Here is an 18253-nt window from a genome sequence, read left to right as displayed (position 1 = left end):
CCGCTTTGTCCCGTAACCTCAGCCTTTGACCGCGCCAGCCGCGATCCCTTTAATGATAAACTTCTGCATCAGCAGGAAGAACGCGATGACCGGAATCATGCCCATGACGGCATAAGCAAACGCCAGGTTCAAGTCACTGCTGTATTGTCCGAAGAAGAAATACTGCTGCAACGGGATCGTACGGTACTGGTTATCCTGCAAATACAATAGCGGCAGCAGGAAGTCGTTCCAGATGTACAAGGCGTTTAAGACGACAACCGTCGCCGTCACCGGTTTGAGCAACGGGATAATAATTCGGGCAAAAATGCCCGGCGTACTGCAGCCGTCGATTTTGGCCGCCTCCTCGATCTCGCGGGAAATTTGGCGGATGAACGCAGCGTAGAACAGCACGCCCGTCTGAATTCCGAACCCGCCGTAGATGAGAATGATCCCCCAATGCGTGTTCAGCATCTCAAGGGTTTTGCCGAGTTTGTACAACGGCAGCATGGTGACCTGGAACGGAATCATCATGCCGGACAGAAACACCATGAACATGATGTTGTAAAACGGCTTATTCCTTCTCGCAATGGAATAGCCGGCTAACGCAGATACCAGCACGATCAGTACGACGGAAACCCCCGTGACGATCAAGCTGTTCATAATCGCTAAAGGAAATTTCGATGTCTCCCAGGCATGGACGTAATTGGCGAAATCGAGACTGGAAGGCAAGGCGTAGAAGTTATCGAACGTTTGCTTCGCCGTTTTAAACGACATCAACAGAGCCACATACAGAGGGAAAAGAAAGACGAGCGCCAGCACCAAAAACAGGAGGAATGTGATAACTTTGTTCGCTTTCATTACAGCTCGACCTCCCGTCTTCTGGAAATGGACATCTGCACGACCGTCACGAGGACGAGTATCAGGAAAAACATCATCGACAGCGCCATTCCATATCCCCCCTTAAATGAGGCGAACGACGTCCGGTAGATGTAAGTGGACATCACTTCCGTCGCAAAACCGGGACCTCCGTTTGTCGTGACGTAAACGAGGTCAAACACTTTCAGCGAGCCGGTGAGCACCAGCAGCAGGTTGATCGTCACGGAAGGCGCCAGCAAGGGCAGTGTGATATGCCGGAACGTTTTCCAGGTTCCCGCTCCATCGATGCGGGCGCTTTCGAACAGTTCCCCCGGTATGCCCTGCAGGCCGGCGATGTAAATAATCATGGGAGAGCCGACGCCCTGCCACAAAGCGATCAGGATCAAGCCAAACAGGGCGTAATCCGGATTGCCCAGCGGACTGGACACCTCCAGACCCAGATGACTGAGCAGGTTCGGAATTCCCGTGCTGTAGTTATAGCTCCAAACGAAGCCCGCCAGCACGATCGAGATGACGCTTGGCAGGAAAAAGACCGTCCGAAACAGGTTGCGCAATGGCAGGAAGGTATCCAGCACCAACGCTAACAGCAGGGATAGGATGTTTACTAGAATCGTTAGGATGATCGCATATTTAAACGTGTTCCACAGCGCATCCCAAAAGCTTGGATCGCCAAACGCTTGCACGTAATTCTCAAAGCCTACGGAAGCAAAGGAATCGGATACCCCGTCCCAATTCGTGAACGAATACCGGGCACCCATCACCAGCGGAATCACGACCGCCAGCACGAACAGCGCGATCCCCGGCAGCATAAACAAGACGTACCACATTTCATTTTTTGCCATGCGTTTTAAAGTTCCCATCGGTTCACCCTCTCCTAAACCAACGAAAGGCACAGGCCCCCGCCCATGCCTTCCGTGAAGTTCGCTCTATTTGTGGTTTTTGCTAACCCAATCGTCCATATCGGCTAAGATTTGATCCATCGTCGTTTTGTTAAAGAACAATTTCTGCAGATTTTGGTCGAACTGGGAGCGCCAGTCGATCGTCGTTTTTGCCAAATAGAGCTGGGAGTCGTAGGTTTGACCGTTATCGAAGTACGGTTGCAGGTCTTTTAATGCCGGCGCGATATCCGTCGACGTACCCTTCACGTAGCTAAGCGATTTGATGTTCTCCACCCAGGCGTCCCCGCCTTCCTTGCTGCTCATGAACTCCAGGAATTTTAAAGCGGCTTCCTTATGTTTCGTCTTACTGCCGATCGCCAGCGAAGCATCCGCGTTGAAATCCAGCTTGTTGGCATTCTCATCATTGCTGAACGGGTACGGGAAGTAGCCGAGGTCATTGTTGTACAGCTCCGGATTCTTCTTCTCGATGTCCGGCAGCGGCCAAGTACCCATATACATCATGCCGACATCCCCTTTGGCAAAAAGATCCACGGCCCCGTTGTAGTCGACGCCAAGCTGGTCCTTGTTGCCCAGCTCATACAGCTTGAGCGCGTGCTCCATCGTCGTTTTTACAGCCGGATTATCGGCGAATTTGGCTTCGCCGGTTTCGATCTTCTCGAAGAAGTCCGGTTGGCCGATCAGCGCCGAATTGCTTGGCATGTCGCGGGTATCCCACATTGTTAGCGTCCAAGCATCCTTCCACCCCAAAGCGAACGGCGTTTTGCCCGCAGCTTTGATTTTCTCCGCAGCGGCGATCATCGCATCCCAAGTTCTGGGTACCTCAAGACCGAGGTCGCGGAAAATCTTTTTATTGTAGAACACGGCGATCGGGTTGGCGTTCAGCGGCATGATGTAATTTTTCCCGTCCGTCGCTTGGCCTTTCACCACATTCTCGTCGAAGTTGCTTAGGAACGGTTGACCGGTTAAATCCATCAAGTAACCGCCGTCGGCAAACAACTGGGTGTTGAATCCGGCGTTCAGGGTAAACACGTCGATGATGTCCCCGCCTGCCAGCTTCGTTTTCAGCAAAGTATAGTAGTCATCGTATTTTACCGGTTGCACTTCGACTTTGATATTTGGGTTTTGACTTTCAAACTGTTCCACGATTTGGTTAATCTGATCGGTGAAATCGCTCTTGAAGTGCATAAATTTGATCGTCACCGGCTCACCGGAATCTGTCGAGTTGCCGGAACCTTGAGCGGCGTTCGTAGTTCCGCTGCCGTTCTCCGCGGTTGATGAAGCCGAGTTATTCCCTCCGCCGCAAGCCGCGAGCAAAAAACTTAACATCAATATGCTGAGACTGATCGACATCCACTTTTTCAATTTTCTTCCCCCTCGTGTATAACATTAAAGTCGGAGCGAATGGCCGCGCTGCCAGCATCCGCATTTTTGCCCCGATGCCCTTCGTCCTGCTTTTATCGTATCGGTCCACTGCTTGCGCCGGAATAAAATATATTGTGCGTCTGATGTTCAATTTTTTGGGTTTCCGGCTTCACCCGATTGTTGGGCTTCACGGTATTCGGAGGGGGTTTGCCCGGTGCTTTTTTTGAACACCTGACTAAAATAACGCTGGTTTTCGTATCCAATCAATTCGGAGATTTCACTGATTTTTCGTTCGGAGGAACGAAGCAGCTCACAGGCCTTCTCGATCCGTTTGCGCGTCACGTACTCAATGAAGTTCTCAGAAGTTACCGATTTGAACAGCTTGCTGAGATAGCTGGGATCCAAGTGGAACCGGGTTGCCACATCAATCAAGCTGATGTCCTCAAAGTAATGAGCGTCCAGGTAGTCGACGATGTGCCAGATCAGCTGTGAGGAGTCCGTTTCGCGACGGTCCGCCCCATATTCCTCGGCCGCATCCGCCCATCCGGTTAAAAGCCGGCGAAGCTCGGCGGGATCGGTAACTTCAGTAATGGCGGCGGCATCATATAAGGGCGGATGCGCCGCAGCGATGCCTCTCATCTCCGACACCGCCGCCTCCCGGATGATGGCAAGTTCTCGATGAACCTGGCTGATCGTGATGTCGACGGATCGGTCTACCCTCGCCTGGTATTCGTCCAGCAGCCTGCGAAGATCCTTGGCATTGCCGGAAGCAAAGGCCTGACGGATCTCCTGCGCGACAAACGACGGCAAGGCCTCGGTTTTTCGCGGCTGTTCCGGATTATCAGCCAGAGACACGGTCAACCCCGACCCATGCAACGTTAGACGTAAAAGCGTACGCTCGGCGGTACGATACGCTTCGGGCAGCTCCGCGAACCCTTCGCATAAGCCGCTGACCCCGGCCAGCACCTCCAGCCTAAGCGTGCGCTGAACGGCTTCGTGAAGGGCTTCCAGCCATTCGAACCTTACGGAGTCGCCTCCTGCCTCAGATGCTGCGAAGGCTTGCCCTTCGATGGAGCTTGCCGGTACAATCAGGCAATACCCCATGCCATCCTCCGAGATAAAAGCGGGGATTTGATCGTCGCCAAGAATTTCGCGCAAAATATTATCGATGCTGAACATGAGCAGCTCGGCATTCCCATGGAAGTTAGTTCGGGCCACCTCGGAAAATTGGCGAAACCGGATCAGGACCAGCCGATAGCGGATGCCAGCGTCCATCTGCAGCTCTCTTGCCTGCTGCAGGATATCTGCCCGATTGGTGATACGCTGCACCGTTACATTTATCAGGAAAGCCCCGCGCTTCATCCGTCGCATTTCCCGCGTTTCCCTCTGTTGCTGCTGCAGGCTCATGTATCGTCGGATCGCCTCGATGGCCTGTACCATCGATTCGCGCAGCTCCGGGACAGATACCGGCTTAAGCAAATACTCACACGCCTGATAGCGGATCGCCGCCTTCAAATACTCGAATTGCGAATACCCGCTGATGACGATGACCCGAATATCACCAAACCGGTCGTGCAGCGCCTCCAAAAAACGCTGACCGTCCATGACCGGCATATTCATATCCGTGACCACAATGTGCGGCTTGCTGATTTCGATCAGCTCCAGCGCCTCTTCCCCGTTTTGGGCCTCAGCAATCACTTCGACGTCCAGCGACAGCTCACTGATCATTTTACGTATGGATTTACGCCCCAGCGTCTCGTCATCTACGACCATGACTTTATACATCATTTGTCTCCCCCTGTTCTTAGAGGTTGTTCAACATCTGCAGGATAAGGAATCGTTAAGCTTACCGTCGTCCCCTTCCCCAGGCTGCTGTCAATTTCAAGACCGTAAGGGGGTCCGTAAAAGAGGCGGATCCGCTCATGGACATTCCGAAGACCGATGGATACCCCTGAGAACACCTTGGAAGCGGGGCGAGCTAAGACTGCCCGCAGGGCCTTCAGCTTGTCCGGTTCCATGCCGGGACCGTCGTCGGAAATGGAAATCCGGATATGGCCGTCTTCCCGTTGCGCGGATACCTCGATCTGAACCGCACTCCGTCTATCTTTGCCCAAAGCATGCACCATGATATTTTCGAGAATCGGCTGCAGCACGAAACGGATGATGGGGGCGTCCATCAACTCGGATTGCACGTCAAATCGGGTTTTTAGGGATTCCTCGAACCGGAACTGCTGAATGTACAAGTAATTGTTTAGATGGGCCAGCTCGGCCCCAATCGTCGATTCCATGTTCCCCTCATAAAAGCTGTAGCGGAAGATATCCCCCAAGGCCCGGCACATCTCATGGATTTCATAATCCCCGGCCAGCACCGCCTTGCCGCCGATCGTCTGCAGCGTGTTGTAGAGAAAATGCGGGTTGATTTGCATCTGCAAGGCCAAGAACTGCGCTTCCTTGTTGCGCAGCTGCAGCTTGTACTCCTTCTCGATCAATTCCTGAATCGTCCGGGTCATGAAGTTAAAGCTTGCGGTAAGCTCGGACAGGTCATCATGCCAGCGATTCGTAGGCAGGACAACGTCGAAATTCCCCTTGCGTACGGCCTTCATCGCCTTTCCGAGATATTGAATCGGCCTTGTGATGAACTGCTGAGCCAACAGGGAAAATGCCGCAATCACCAGCATTACCAGGGCAAGTGCGGCGATTGTAATGCTCAGCGTGGTTTTCCGGTTATGGGCAAGTTCGGTGCTGGGATATACGATACTCAGCCCAATGTTCCCATGGTCCAAGAGGGATGTACTGATTAATAGTTCCCGGCCCTCCGTGAACTGGAGTACCTGTTCGTTGCTGTCGCTGAGCTCGTCGGGAAGCCGATACGGCTGGATCTCGGCGTCGTAATTCGGGTTCGTCCGATAGAAGGCTTCTCCCTTGCCGTTTTGCAGCACGATCACGTTCGGGGCCCGGTTGTAGGTTTCGACTTTCTTGGCCAGGTCTTTGCCCAGCACAATAGAACAACAACGTCCCGAATTTCTCGCGGTAAAACGGGTCATAAATTGGCAACGCATAGACAAAAAGATCCTGCTTGATCGCGGGATCCTGATACGTAAACATGAGGGAATGTTGAAACGGCAGCTTTACAATGTCACCATAATGGGGCGTAGTCTGGTTCAGGGCGATCGCGTTGTAACTGTCGGCACGGGACCAGCTGTCCCGCAGCGTATTATCGCTGCCGTACACCATGATTTTGATGATGTCCGCATTGTTGCTCACCGCCAGCCGGTAATAGCTGGCCAGCGATTCCCGGACGTCGATGATGTCGGCGACGTTGTAATTGGTGCCGTATTCCATGAGGTCGATGACCCGCTTAAAGCCGTAGACCTGAAGGGCGGATGTAGAGAAGCTGCGAAAATACTCGTTCAGGTAATCGGATAAGTACTCCGCATTCTGGTCTGAGCTGCGCACCATCGCTTGCTCCAAGGAGCGTGTGCTGTTCTGGTAAAAGAGATAGGACAGGACCAGCAAGGGGACAAGTGATATCAACACGGTGCTCCAGACGATTTTGGCGCGGATACTTTGGTTCATGAACAGACGTTTGATCATATAGGCTCCCCCTGCGGTCCTGAATATAGTCTAAAAAATTTCTTAATTACTTCATGCTAATGTCCAAATGCCAACGATACACGCCGCGAGCCGGAACAACGGCGGCTTCTCCTTCGCGGACAGCATGGGCGAGTTCGTCCATGCGGCCTGTGGCCGGTTCCAGGGCAACGTGATAGTTGCCGCCGAAGCCGCCGTAGTTGGCCCAAACGGCTAAATACGGCACTCGGTCGGCTGGGAAGTGGAACATCAGCGCCTCGCCGGTCGCCGGGTCGCTGATGCCGGCGTACCCGGTGCTGAGCCGGCCGGAGAAATAATATTTCTCCGCGAATCGGCCAGCGTTGGGCTCCACGGTGCTCAGGTCAACCGGCCCTCCGGCTGCGCTGCGCGCCAGCGGCCAAGACTGCTTGTCGCCAAATGCACCTAGCCTTCCTTCCGCGGAATAGGAGACCTCGATGTTCGTTAAATCGGCCGGAACATGCAGCTGCATGCCTTCCCGTACCTGCAGCAAGGGATGGGCCGCCCACAGAAAGGAAAACGGGGCACCCGACAGGTTCGTCACGGCGTAATCGATACGAAGTGTGTCTACGGCCGGGAACGTATACGTTTTCTTCAGGACATAGGGAAATTGCACGCCGCCGATGCGACAGGTCAGGGCCGAGCTTGTGGCCTGATGCTCCCAAGCCCGGGACCACACCTCTCCGTGATCGGGGATCGCCCGGCCTTGCCAAGGCGCCTGCGGATAAGCACCGGCGTTGATGGCCGGGAACATTTCGTCCCAGCCGCTTTCGTCGCCGGAGGCAAAGAACGTGCCATAGCCTTCGTTCCCCAATGGTTTATCGCTCCGCCACAGCCATTCTCGCCCCGTCTTGCGATTCTGCAGCGAAACAGCCTTGCTGCCCAGCTCCGGAACAACGGTCACCGCTATCCTGTCGGTCTCCCCTATCCAAGCTTCCCAGCCTTCCACCGCCGTCTTTCGCCATTGGTTCATTCGCCTACTCCTCCTCCAACCGGATCGCTGCAAGGTAAAAACGTTGATTTGTTACTGGTGACTTGCTTCGCTTGAGAATTGTGATTCGGGATTTGTTACTTGCGATTAGTTTGACTGCTGACTGGTAATTGGTTACTTGTTACTTGTGATTTGTTACTTGTGATTTGTTACTTGTGATTTGTTACTTGTGATTTGTTACTTGTTAGTTGTGATTTGTTACTTGGGGCTTGTGGCTTGTTATTTGTTACTTGCGATGTGCGTTGCGTGATTTGTTATTCGTGATTCGTAATTCGCGTCCACTTTCCACAGCTAGTTTGCCCTCTTGCAACTGGTTGCCCTCTTACCACGCGGGGGCAGGATCGTCTAACGCTTGTGACCGACACTATTCGTGCAAAAAAAAGGGGGGGTTGGATCTAACGCTTACCAGACACCTTATTTGCTCATTTTAGAGTAAAAAGGGGCTCAATCGCCCCCATAAGCACGCTGATCAGCGTTAGAAAATAAAAACCGCCATTTTAAGTCAAATAAGCGTTGTGGCAAGCGTTAGCGCAGAGCCACTGAAGAGCGACTGAAGAGCGACTGAAGTGCCTCTGCAAATCCTACTTAATGCCCACATCAACGTCTACCTCTACGTCCACTTCAATATCTCCTTCTACATCACATTTACATTTACTTTTACTTCTACTCCTACGTTTACTGCAACATCTACTACTTCTATATCTACTACTTCTATATCTACTACTTCTATATCTACTACATCTACTACTTCTACGTCTGCTTACCTCGGCACATCCGCCGATGGATCATCGCCCCCTGATGGCTTGGCTCTAGGGCTAGCACCTCATCGAACTGCTCGGCGGCTTCTTCCGGCCGGCCAAGGCCCAGTTTCCCCAGTCCCCGCATGAAGCGGCAGTGGATGACGTTGCGCCGGTTCAAGTCGTCCTCGAACACGAGAAAGTCCGGGAGGGATACGGCAAAATAGTCGAATTCCACCTCATCAAACAAATGCTTCTCGGCATAGTCCACCAGCTTATTGAACCGGCGTTTCGCTTCCTTCTCCACGCCTAACTTCCGCCAAGCCAGCCCTTGATAAAAAATCATCTCCGGCGGCTGATCATTATAGTACATCGCGCCGGCCGGCTCCTCCAGCCCTTGCGAGGCGGCCTGCCAATACGGTGTTGCTTCCTCAAGCCGGCCCAGCCCCTCGTACGCGCAGCCCAGGTAATACAGGATGTCGTTCTCCTGCGCTCCGGTGAGCTTGCCTTCCCCGAGATTCTCCGGGTAAACGAGCGCACGCTCCAGCAGCTCGATCGCCTGCTCGGCGTTCCCGGCCGCCAGCGCTTGCTTCCCAAGCTCGACGAGGGCGAACCGGTACTGCCCGGTCACTTTGCCTTCGCCGCCTTCCCAAGGGTGGAACTTCCGGGCCTCCAGCGCCCGCAAAGCTTCGTCGTGGCGGTTCAGCGTATTTAGCAGCGTGACGTACTCTAAATACAAATCGTCGCGCTTCTCCACGAGCGCAAGATGGCGTTCCAGCGCCGCAAACCGCTCCGCCGCCGGACGGCCCAGCTTCTTATAGAGCTGATCCAGCTCGTAAAACACGCGGGCATCTTCCGGGTTCAGTGCGAACGCTGTCTCCAGCGCTTCCCGCGCCGCGTCGGCATCCTGGCGCTTATTGTAATAAGCCAGCGCCAAATTGCGGTGCACGGTCGGGAACCCGGGGTCCACCTTCCGGGACGCCTCCCAGTGAGCGATCGCTTCGTCCGGGCGTTTTTTGTCATACATCCAGTTGCCGAGGTAATAATGCGCCTTCGCATCGCCCGGGTTCGCCTCGATCGCGCTTTGCAGCACGAGCAGATCCGTCAGGCTGTTCGGGAAGCAGTAGTCCGCCGGCGCGGCGGCGCCTGCCTGCCGATGACGCGCGGCCAGTTCGCTGCGGCCGGCCCGCTCATGCGCATAGGCCAAGGTGTAGTGCAGCATCGGGTAAGCCGGCGTGTCTGCGTCCGGCACGATCCGCTGCAGCACCTGCACGGCTTCGTCATACAGGCCGAAGCCGAGGTAATCCGCGGCCAGCTGCAGGGCGTTGTGCGCGTCACCGCGCATCAACCGCTGGAGCTCGGCCAAGACCGCGTCCGCCTCAGCCGCATCGCCCAAGGCGCGCAGCGCGGCCCAGCGCTCGTTGGCGGCGCCGAAGTCGGCCGGGTCAAGCGCCAGCGTCTCGCCCGTGTAGGCGAGCGCTTCCGCCGGCCGACCGAGCTTCCGCAGCAGCGCCGCCTTCAAATGCCGCGCCTTATAGTTGCGGCTGTTTCGGATCAGCGAGCGCGTGGCCAGCTCGAGCGCTTCCGCATATTCGCCGCGGCCGCAGGCAATCGCGGCCAGTGAATAGTAGCCGCTGTCCTGCCAGGCGGCGGACCAGACGGCTTTGTAGAAGGCGGCGAACGCCTCTTCGTCCCGCCCTTGCAGCTGCAGCGCCAACCCAAGCTGGTACAGCGCTTCGCTGTCGTACGGGTTCGGGTTGCGCCAGGTCAGCGACTTCACCGCTGTGCGGAAATGCGCCTCCGCCTCGGCAAACCGGCCCCGTCGCAGCAGCAACGTGCCATAAGCGACGTTGATGCGGATATCGCTGGCGTCCCGCTTCAGGCCTTCCAAATAATACGCCTCTGGCTCAAACGTAGCATGGCGATACTGCTCCAGATGCAGACCGGCCAGATACAGCTGCTCGTTTGTCTTCAGCTCCTGCGGCTTCGGCAGCGGCTTGGCGGCTTCCGGCACCTGTTCAATCGACGGCTTGGCCGGGCGATACGAAATCAGCAGCCGCCCTTCACTGTCGCGCACCGTCACAAGCAAGTCATGAGGCTGGTCGCCTTCATCCAACGGGACAACGGTTTTGTAGGTCGAAACCGGCGACAGCCGCACGGTGTCGGATACGTAGGTCCGGCGTGCGCCTTTGAGCTCCACAACCGCCCCTGCATAATCGGAGGTCGCATACGCCAGCACCGTTGCCGTCCGCGCCGTCTCGTCGACTTCGAGGTTAACGGCCGCTTCGATGGAAGCATTTTTTACAACACCGATGTCCTTGTAAGGCATAAAATACTGCTTAAACGACTTCTCCTCATACGGCTGGAGCCAGGTGAAGTCCGGCTGGTTGTCGGTATACACCCCGGTCATCAGCTCGATGTACGGGCCATCCTCGTCCGTCAGGTTGCGGTCCCAAGCCTGACCAAATTCGCCGTTCCCCCAAGTCCATTGCTTCTTCCCCGGGGAAATGTGGTGATTGGCGACATGCAGCAGGCCGGCTTGCACGCCGTGATCGTACCCGCCGACGAAGTTGAAGTCGGATTTGTAAGCCATGTAGGACGTGGGGACCGGGATGTTTTTGTAACGAGAAATATCTACGCCCTCCGAATAATCCATCTTGTAGTACGTGCCGGTGGCAATCGGAAACCGTGAGACGTCGCGCTTGCCATGATCGAATACGGCGGTAACGTCCGGCGGAAACACGGACTGCGTATGATCATTTACCGCCACGGCCGGGTTAGCCCACCACAGGAACGTTTGCGGCTCCGGCGTCCGGTTGTACAGCTGCGCGGATATCTCCAGATACGCCTTGCCTGGGTACAGTGTAAACCCGGCGGTCATCTTCGTGCCATACATGCGGTCAATTTCGCTGACCCAAACGGTGGCGCTGCCGTCCTCTCCCTGCTCCAGCCGGTACTCAACCGGGCCAAAAGTGTTCGGCCGGTGATGCTGCGGCCAGTTGAACTCGATGCCGCCGGAAATCCACGGCCCGGCCAGGCCAACTAGCGCTGGTTTGATCACGCGGTTGCAATAAACGAAATCGTAGTTGTTCGTCTTGTCGAGCGCACGGTAGATCCGTCCGCCGAGTTCCGGCATGATTTCGATCCGCACGTACTCATTTTCCAAAATCGCCAGCCGATAGCTGACCTCCCGCTTCTCATCGTAAATCTTATCGATGACCGGATAGGGATATACCCGTCCGGAGCTGCCTTGATATACGCGTTTTTCCAAAAACATCGGGTTCTTGTCCGGCTCTCCAACCCCATACGTCGGGATCAGCTTATCTTCTTCCCAGACTCGAACCGCAGCCTTTGGAGACGCCTCCCGCTGTTGAACGTTCATCTCAAATCCTCCCCTTCATTGGTTGAATCGGTTGTAACCCCAATGTACCCCGGAGCTGAAGGAATTCCAATTGACGAAATACGGGGAATGATGGACTATATTCTTATGAGGAGGCGTTTCTGTGGATCATCAAATTCGCAAGCCGGACGGTTTTGAGGCGCAAAAGCTGTTCGTTCAACCGGACTATATGCTGAAAGAACTGAACAACTCCACGTTGACTCGGCCGCTGTTCGTCAGCGACATCGGTTTTTTCCCGAATGCCCGGCATCATTATCGGGAGCGCCCGGAAGGGGCGGACGCTCATATCTTCATCTATTGTGTGGAAGGCGAAGGATGGGTGGAATGGAGCGAGGAACCCACGGATGGCAGACCAGACCGCTCAGGAACGACGGCGAGCAAAATGCAACAAAGCTACCCGCTGACCGAGCGCCAGCTGGCAGTGATCCCGGCGCATAAGCCGCACCGATATGGGGCTTCGACCGATAAACCCTGGAGTATCTACTGGTTTCACCTGCAGGGCGAGGATACCAACGCGTTGATTCACACCTACGGCCTGGACCAGGGCGGCCCTGTCCGGCTGCCGCTGAGCGTACATGCCCAGCTGTTGGAGCATTTTGAGCAGTGTTACCGCCTGCTTCATGACAAGCACTACTCTCTGCCCGTGCAGATCCATGTCGCCCAGACCATGCGCCACTTGCTTAGCAGCATCGGGCTCAGCGCCGAACGGTCGGCGCAGGACCGCAAACGCGAACGCTATTTCGATGAAGCGGTCCGCTACATGACCGAGCGGCTGACAGAGAGCCTCACGCTGTCCGAACTGGCGAAGCAGGTTGGGCTGTCCAAGCAGCATCTCGTCTACTTGTTTAACCGGGAGGCGGGGCTTCCGCCAATCGAATATTTTCTGCGGCTGAAAATGCAACGGGCCGGACAGCTCCTTGACCTCACCGGCTTAAGCGTCAAAGAGATCGCCGGTGCGGTCGGCTTGTCCGACCCGTATTATTTTTCGCGATTATTTAAGAAAATCATGGGGTACTCCCCAACCGAATACCGCCGTATTCCGAAGGGATAAGCCCCGGAGCGGCCGAAGCCTTCCTGCGCCGACATTACTTGCCGATGCGCATCAGGACCGCCTCGCGGGCGGCTTTCGTCAAACCGCCAAGCACCAGATCGTACGAGTGGTCGATCATGGCCCGCAATTCGTCCATCGACAAGCTGCCGTCCACGGTGACCGTATTCCAGTGCTTTTTATTCAGATGATACCCCGGCTTCACGCATTCATGCTGCTCCCGGAGATTGGCGGCGATCACGGGATCGCATTTTAGCGAGATGCTCGCGGTCTCATCGTCGGCCGTGACAGGCAGCAAGGCGAACATTTTTCCCCCGACCTTGATGACCGTCGTCTCCGGGCCAAAAGGATACTCCTCGACGGCCCCTTTTTTGGACAAACAATACGCTACCAGCTTACGGTACACGACCCTTCCCCCTCATAGGCTTGCTTATGGTGTAACTATATCATGCAGGCCACGGGAGGAAAAGCCGCTTTCCGTTTCCGAATTGACCCCGATTGTGTTGCAGAGCCAGAGCTATCCGTTTTGAAGCGTCAACGCCCCATCAAACCGATACTCCCCGCCAGCTTTGGCCTCAAAGGTTACGCGGCGGTCGCCAAGACTTAAGGTAAACGTACCCGGGGAATACGTGCGCACGACTGCGCTGCTCAACCGGCCCGCTTCCCAAGCGAGATCAACCTCGGCGTTGCCCTTCGCCCGCAGTCCCGTCACCCGTCCCGTCGGCCAAGCCGCCGGAAGCGCCGGAAGAAGGCGGATGTTGCCGCCCGGCCGGCTTTGCAGCAGCATTTCCGCAATCGCCGCCGTACCGCCAAAGTTACCGTCGATGACAAAAATGTTCGTCTCTGCCCCGGCGATCCCCGCCTTAGAATAGCTGAGCAAATTGTCGAAGCACAGCTCCCCAATCAGGTGGGAAATATGCTTCAAAGCGCGGTCCCCATTATACAACCGGGCAAAAAACAACCCAAACAACGCCGCCGTAAACTCGATATCCTCCAGTTCATCCTGCTGCATGCGGTTTTCCAGCGTCACCCGGGCTGCGGCTGCCAGCTCCGGCGTCTCCTCCGGCGTGATCTGATGCGCCGGGTACAGCGCAAACAGGTGTGACAAATGGCGATGCTCCGGCTGTGCTTCCTCGTAGTCCTCGAGCCATTCTTGCAGCTGTCCCTTTTTGCCGATCTGCAGCGGGGGCAGCAGCGGGATTGCAGAGCTCAGGCGTGAGCGCAGCTCCACATCCTCCTCCAGCAGCTCCGCCGCTTCCAAACAGAACGTAAACAGCTCCCGTACGAGTGCCTGATCCATCGTGGAGCCCATCGACAACTGCCAGCATCCTTCCTCCGGACGCCCCGGGTAGAAGTGGTTCTCCGGGGAATTCGACGGCCCCGTCACCAGCCAGCCGTATTTGGGATGCACCGTCATGTAATCGAGGAAAAACAACGCCGCCTCGCGCAGCACCGGATACGCCTGCTTCTCCAGGAATACACGGTCCAACCCGAACCGGTAATGCTCAATCATTTGCATGGCCAGCCATAGCCCGCCAGTTACGTTAAGTCCCCATGAAGTATCCCAGCCCGGATCGGTAAACCCCCACACATTGGAAAAGACATGGGCCACCCATCCCGGCGAACCGTATACATCGCGAGCTGTCTTTTGGCCAGCGCGGGCCAAATCCTCCAGATAACGCGTCAAAGGCTGCTGGCTCTCGCCAAGATGTACCACCTCGGTCGGATAATAGTTCATCTCCGTGTTCACGTCGAGGTGGTAATCACAGCTCCAGCCCATGCGGCATGCCTCGCCGTCATTCCAAATGCCTTGCAAATGCAAGGGCAGCGGCGAATCCTCCCGCGAACCGGCCAGCGTCAAATACCGGCCGTATTGCAAGAACAATGCGAACAGCTGGGGATCGCTATAGCCTTGCCGCAGCAGGCGAATCCGCTGGTCCGTTAGCAGTTTCGCCGCTTCTTCGGACGGACCCAGCTCGATGGACACCCGCCGGAACAACGGCTCGTAATCGGCCAAATGATCTGCTTTTAGCTGATCGTAACCCTTAGATAACGCCAAGGAAGCCTGTAATCGGGGCGCCAGCTCCCATGACCTCGACTCGCAGCGGTAATCCGTGGCGACGGTCAGATAAATGCATGCTTCGTCCGCGCCGCGGACCACCAGTCGGTCGTTCTGAACATAAAGGCTGCCGCCCCGGGTGTCGAGCTCGATGCGGCCGCGGCACCGGACGCCGCAAGCCCCGTCGCTATGCACCGTCTCCGTTGCCTTGCCGCGGAATTCCAGCGCGGCCATACCGGACGCCGAAACCTCAAACTCTGGCGTCAGTCCCGCAAGGCCAAGCGTAAACGAGACGCCGCCCGCCGCTTCGCTCCAGATCCGCGAGACGAGAACATCGTCAACATGAGAAGCGAACAGCTCGCGCACCAGCGTTGATCCGGGCTGGCCGGAAGTTGTCGTCAGCAGGGCCGTCGACAAGTCCAACTCGCGTCGGAAAGGGGAGCACGCTCCGTTGACTGCCCCGGTCTCGGTCTCGCTGGGTTCGCCGGACGGAGCGAATTCGATCACCACATCGCACATCGCCAGATGGGTGCCAAAATTCCGCTTCGGCGGCTGCAGCGCTTGCTTCGCCAGCCGGTCGCCGCCCGCGTAGTCGCCGGCGAACAGCCGCTCGCGGATCGCGGCCAGCGCCGCTTTGCCTCCGGACGCCGCGGATGCCGTCTCATCCGCTTGGCCGGACCAGTAGGTCGACTCGGTCAGGTTCCAGACCTCGCGCTCCGGCGCGGCCATGACGATGGCGCCGATCCGTCCGTTGCCCACGGGCAGGCCCTCCGACCAACCCGCAGCCGGCTTGTCATACCAGAGCTTGGTTGCGCCAAGCTCCGCTGCGTTCACCTTCATTGCCTTCCCTCCACCTTGCCGGAGGACGTCCGGTCATCCGGGACCAGCCGATACGTTTCCCCGGCTTCCGTCTCAAATCGGATATCGCCTTCCGCGATCCGTTCCACGGCTACCTCCACGCCACCGTGGTATACGGTCAGCGGCTCGCCCCCGCTGAGCCCCACGCGAACGCGGCAGGCATGGCCCAGCGTCGACACGATCTCCGCCTCGGTCAGCTTGCCGTTCGCCCAGCGCAGGCTTACCTCGAAGCCGCCGCGGGCACGAAGGCCGCGGACCTCGCCGTCCGGCCAGGCCTGCGGCAGAGCGGGCAGCAGCACCAGCGCAGGGAGGTGCGACTGCAGCAACATCTCGGCGATGCCCGCCGAAGCGGCAAAGTTGCCGTCAATCTGGAACGGCGGATGCGCGCCCAACAGGCTGGCGTATACGCCGCCGTGGTTATAGCGCTCCGTTTCGCCGTCCTTCACCAGCCGCAGCATATTGCCGAGCAGCCGCAGCGCCCGATCGCCGTCGCCGAACCGGCTCCACAGGGCGACCCGCCAGCCCAGGCTCCAGCCGGTGCTTTCATCGCCCCGCCGCTCCAGCACTTGCCGCGCTGCGGCGAACAGCTCCGGCGTCTCCTCTGCCGAGAGCTGGCGGCCAGGATAGACGCCCACCAGATGGGACGTGTGCCGATGGTGGACATCCTCGTCCTCGAAATCCCGGCTCCACTCCTGCAGCTGTCCGTACTTCCCAACCTGCAGCGGCAAGAGTCGCTCACGGGCCTGCCGCAGTTCCTCACGAAACGCCTCGTCAATGCCAAGCACACCTGCCGCTTCGATGCAGTTCGTAAACAGCTCCCAGATGAGCGACAGGTCCATCGTCGATCCTTCACTAATCGCTGCAACTCCATTCGCCGTACGGAATTTATGCTCCGGCGAAGTCGAAGGCGAAGTTACGAGATGGCCCGATTCGTCTTCAATGAGCCAATCCAGAGCAAACAAGGCAGCATCCTTCAAGATGGGGTATGCAAAATCATGTAAATATGCGACGTCCCCGCCAAAGACGTAATGCTCCCATAGATGTTGGGTCAACCAGACACCGCCCATCGGCCACAGCGCCCAGACCGGATCGCCGCCGCCGAAATCGCCCACGGGTGCGGTTTGACCCCAGATGTCCGAGTTGTGATGGGCGACCCACCCCCGGGTACCGTAGTTGACGGCGGCCGTTTTGGCCCCATTCTCGGCCAGGTTGCCGATCATCTCCAGCAGCGGCCAGTGGCATTCCGCCAGGTTACACACCTCGGCCGGCCAATAGTTCATTTCCGCGTTGATATTTAGCGTCCAGTTGCTGCTCCACGGCGGCCGAGTCATCGCATTCCAGATTCCCTGCAGGTTAGCCGCCTGCGTGCCAGGCCGGGAGCTGGCGATCAGCAAATACCGGCCGTAATGGAACAGCAGCTCAACCAGCCCCGGATCAGCGGCCCCGTATTCTACGATCCGCCGCTCCGTGTCCAACCCTTCCGGGGCCGCCGTCTCCCCTAACCGCAAGCTGACGCGGCTAAACAGGGCTTGGTAGTCCTCGATATGCCGGGCCCGAATCTCCAGGTACCGGTTGGCTAATGCACCAGTCAAGTCCGCTCTGGCCCGAGCCGCCGCCACGTCCGCCGGTACCGATTCCGGTCGCCCCGCCCCGGGGATTTGGTCGAACCGGTCAAAGCTCGTCGCGGCGCTGAAATACAATACGGCCTCCGTGGCGTCCAGAACGCGGATACCGTCCCCGTCGACGCTGACCCGGCCGTCGGTTTCCGTTACCGCCAGCCGCCCCTCAAAGGCCATCGCCGGGGAGACGGCCGGATCGCCGTAGCGGATCGGGCGATCCGCGTTCACGTAGTTCGGCTCCACCCGTTCCGGCGCTGTCCCCCGCATCACGAATATCCCGTCTTCCACGGCGGCAATATGGCGGAGCGGACTGTCGAGCCGTGCATGAAAAGCAAGTGCTCCCGGCTGGCTGCACGTCAGCCGCATGGCGATGATCCGATCGGGATGGGATGCGAAGATTTCGCGCTTATAGCTCACTTTCCCGACGGTGTATTCCGTCACGTGGATGGCGTCCGCCAGATCCAGCGTGCGCCGGTAACTCCGGCAGGCGGCCCCGTGCTCGAACGTCAGCTGTAAATCGCCAAACGGCAAATAGGATTCCGTGTACGGCCCCAGCATTTGACGTCCCAGTTGATCCGCCTCCTCATAACGGCCTTCCCGGACCAGCTTCCGCACCTCAGGCAATACCTGCCGGGCGGAGGGATTGTTCCAATCACGCGGATACCCGGACCATAAAGTATCTTCGTTCAGACTGATCGTTTCCCGTTCCACCCCGCCGTAAATCATCGCGCCAAGGCGCCCGTTTCCGACCGGCAGCGCTTCGGTCCAGACCGTGGCCGGCCTGTCGTACTGCAGCTTTGTGTTTCGCTCCATCTT

Annotated in this window: 12 protein-coding genes; 1 reads left to right on the top strand and 11 read right to left on the bottom strand. The window is 57.2% G+C overall.

Features of this window, described 5'->3' with window-relative positions; translation table 11 throughout:
• Positions 1–18: 18 nt before the first annotated feature.
• The 8 genes from U9M73_RS19770 to U9M73_RS19735 all read right to left on the bottom strand — a co-directional run bounded on the left by U9M73_RS19770 (position 19) and on the right by U9M73_RS19735 (position 11835).
• On the bottom strand, positions 19–837 hold the full coding sequence (locus U9M73_RS19770) for a carbohydrate ABC transporter permease (protein ID WP_260070075.1): 819 nt from the start codon (positions 835–837) through the stop codon (positions 19–21).
• Positions 837–1715, bottom strand: a complete 879-nt coding sequence (locus tag U9M73_RS19765; protein ID WP_260070076.1) for a carbohydrate ABC transporter permease — start codon at positions 1713–1715, stop codon at positions 837–839. The genes U9M73_RS19770 and U9M73_RS19765 overlap by 1 nt, the downstream gene beginning before the upstream one ends.
• Before the next feature lie 66 nt (positions 1716–1781).
• A complete protein-coding gene (locus U9M73_RS19760) occupies positions 1782–3116 on the bottom strand; it encodes an ABC transporter substrate-binding protein (protein WP_009223850.1) in 1335 nt (444 codons plus the stop codon).
• A gap of 147 nt (positions 3117–3263) precedes the next feature.
• Entirely contained in the window at positions 3264–4904 is a 1641-nt protein-coding gene (locus U9M73_RS19755; RefSeq protein ID WP_323078721.1) for a response regulator, read from the bottom strand.
• Complete coding sequence (locus tag U9M73_RS19750) at positions 4901–5899, bottom strand: sensor histidine kinase (RefSeq protein WP_323078718.1); 999 nt, start codon at positions 5897–5899, stop codon at positions 4901–4903. Before U9M73_RS19750 ends, U9M73_RS19755 begins: the two co-directional genes overlap by 4 nt.
• A complete protein-coding gene (locus tag U9M73_RS19745; protein ID WP_323078716.1) occupies positions 5841–6710 on the bottom strand; it encodes a hypothetical protein in 870 nt (289 codons plus the stop codon). The genes U9M73_RS19750 and U9M73_RS19745 overlap by 59 nt, the downstream gene beginning before the upstream one ends.
• 46 nt (positions 6711–6756) lie before the next feature.
• On the bottom strand, positions 6757–7698 hold the full coding sequence (locus U9M73_RS19740) for an aldose epimerase family protein (protein WP_323078714.1): 942 nt from the start codon (positions 7696–7698) through the stop codon (positions 6757–6759).
• 768 nt (positions 7699–8466) lie between these two features.
• Positions 8467–11835 carry a DUF5107 domain-containing protein gene (locus U9M73_RS19735; protein ID WP_323078712.1) on the bottom strand — a complete coding sequence of 1123 codons (3369 nt, stop codon included), beginning with the start codon at positions 11833–11835 and terminating at the stop codon, positions 8467–8469.
• A gap of 121 nt (positions 11836–11956) precedes the next feature.
• Here U9M73_RS19735 and U9M73_RS19730 point away from each other — a divergent pair, with 121 nt between their 5' ends.
• On the top strand, positions 11957–12904 hold the full coding sequence (locus U9M73_RS19730) for an AraC family transcriptional regulator (protein ID WP_323078711.1): 948 nt from the start codon (positions 11957–11959) through the stop codon (positions 12902–12904).
• Positions 12905–12938: 34 nt separating this feature from the next.
• Here the strand turns inward: U9M73_RS19730 and U9M73_RS19725 are convergent, their stop codons facing one another.
• The 3 genes from U9M73_RS19725 to U9M73_RS19715 form a co-directional block, all read right to left on the bottom strand.
• Entirely contained in the window at positions 12939–13307 is a 369-nt protein-coding gene (locus tag U9M73_RS19725) for an MmcQ/YjbR family DNA-binding protein (RefSeq protein ID WP_009223843.1), read from the bottom strand.
• Positions 13308–13418: 111 nt separating this feature from the next.
• Positions 13419–15800 (bottom strand): glycoside hydrolase family 95 protein, encoded by a 2382-nt coding sequence (locus U9M73_RS19720; RefSeq protein ID WP_323078710.1) that lies wholly within the window; start codon positions 15798–15800, stop codon positions 13419–13421.
• Entirely contained in the window at positions 15797–18250 is a 2454-nt protein-coding gene (locus U9M73_RS19715) for a glycoside hydrolase family 95 protein (protein ID WP_323078707.1), read from the bottom strand. The genes U9M73_RS19720 and U9M73_RS19715 overlap by 4 nt, the downstream gene beginning before the upstream one ends.
• Positions 18251–18253 lie beyond the last annotated feature (3 nt).

Origin of the sequence: Paenibacillus phoenicis, assembly GCF_034718895.1 — a bacterium.
Taxonomy (GTDB): Bacteria; Bacillota; Bacilli; order Paenibacillales; family Paenibacillaceae; genus Fontibacillus; species Fontibacillus phoenicis.
Note: the sequence above shows the minus strand (reverse complement) of the source record. Positions and strands in the feature narration are given on the sequence as shown.

Excerpts from the sequence above, each read along its gene's own strand:
- U9M73_RS19770 (WP_260070075.1), bottom strand. The coding sequence starts at position 837 with ATGAAAGCGAACAAAGTTATCACATTCCTCCTGTTTTTGGTGCTGGCG.
- U9M73_RS19765 (WP_260070076.1), bottom strand. The coding sequence starts at position 1,715 with ATGGGAACTTTAAAACGCATGGCAAAAAATGAAATGTGGTACGTCTTG.
- U9M73_RS19755 (WP_323078721.1), bottom strand. The coding sequence starts at position 4,904 with ATGATGTATAAAGTCATGGTCGTAGATGACGAGACGCTGGGGCGTAAA.
- U9M73_RS19745 (WP_323078716.1), bottom strand. The coding sequence starts at position 6,710 with ATGATCAAACGTCTGTTCATGAACCAAAGTATCCGCGCCAAAATCGTC.
- U9M73_RS19740 (WP_323078714.1), bottom strand. The coding sequence starts at position 7,698 with ATGAACCAATGGCGAAAGACGGCGGTGGAAGGCTGGGAAGCTTGGATA.
- U9M73_RS19735 (WP_323078712.1), bottom strand. The coding sequence starts at position 11,835 with ATGAACGTTCAACAGCGGGAGGCGTCTCCAAAGGCTGCGGTTCGAGTC.
- U9M73_RS19720 (WP_323078710.1), bottom strand. The coding sequence starts at position 15,800 with ATGAAGGTGAACGCAGCGGAGCTTGGCGCAACCAAGCTCTGGTATGAC.
- U9M73_RS19715 (WP_323078707.1), bottom strand. The coding sequence starts at position 18,250 with ATGGAGCGAAACACAAAGCTGCAGTACGACAGGCCGGCCACGGTCTGG.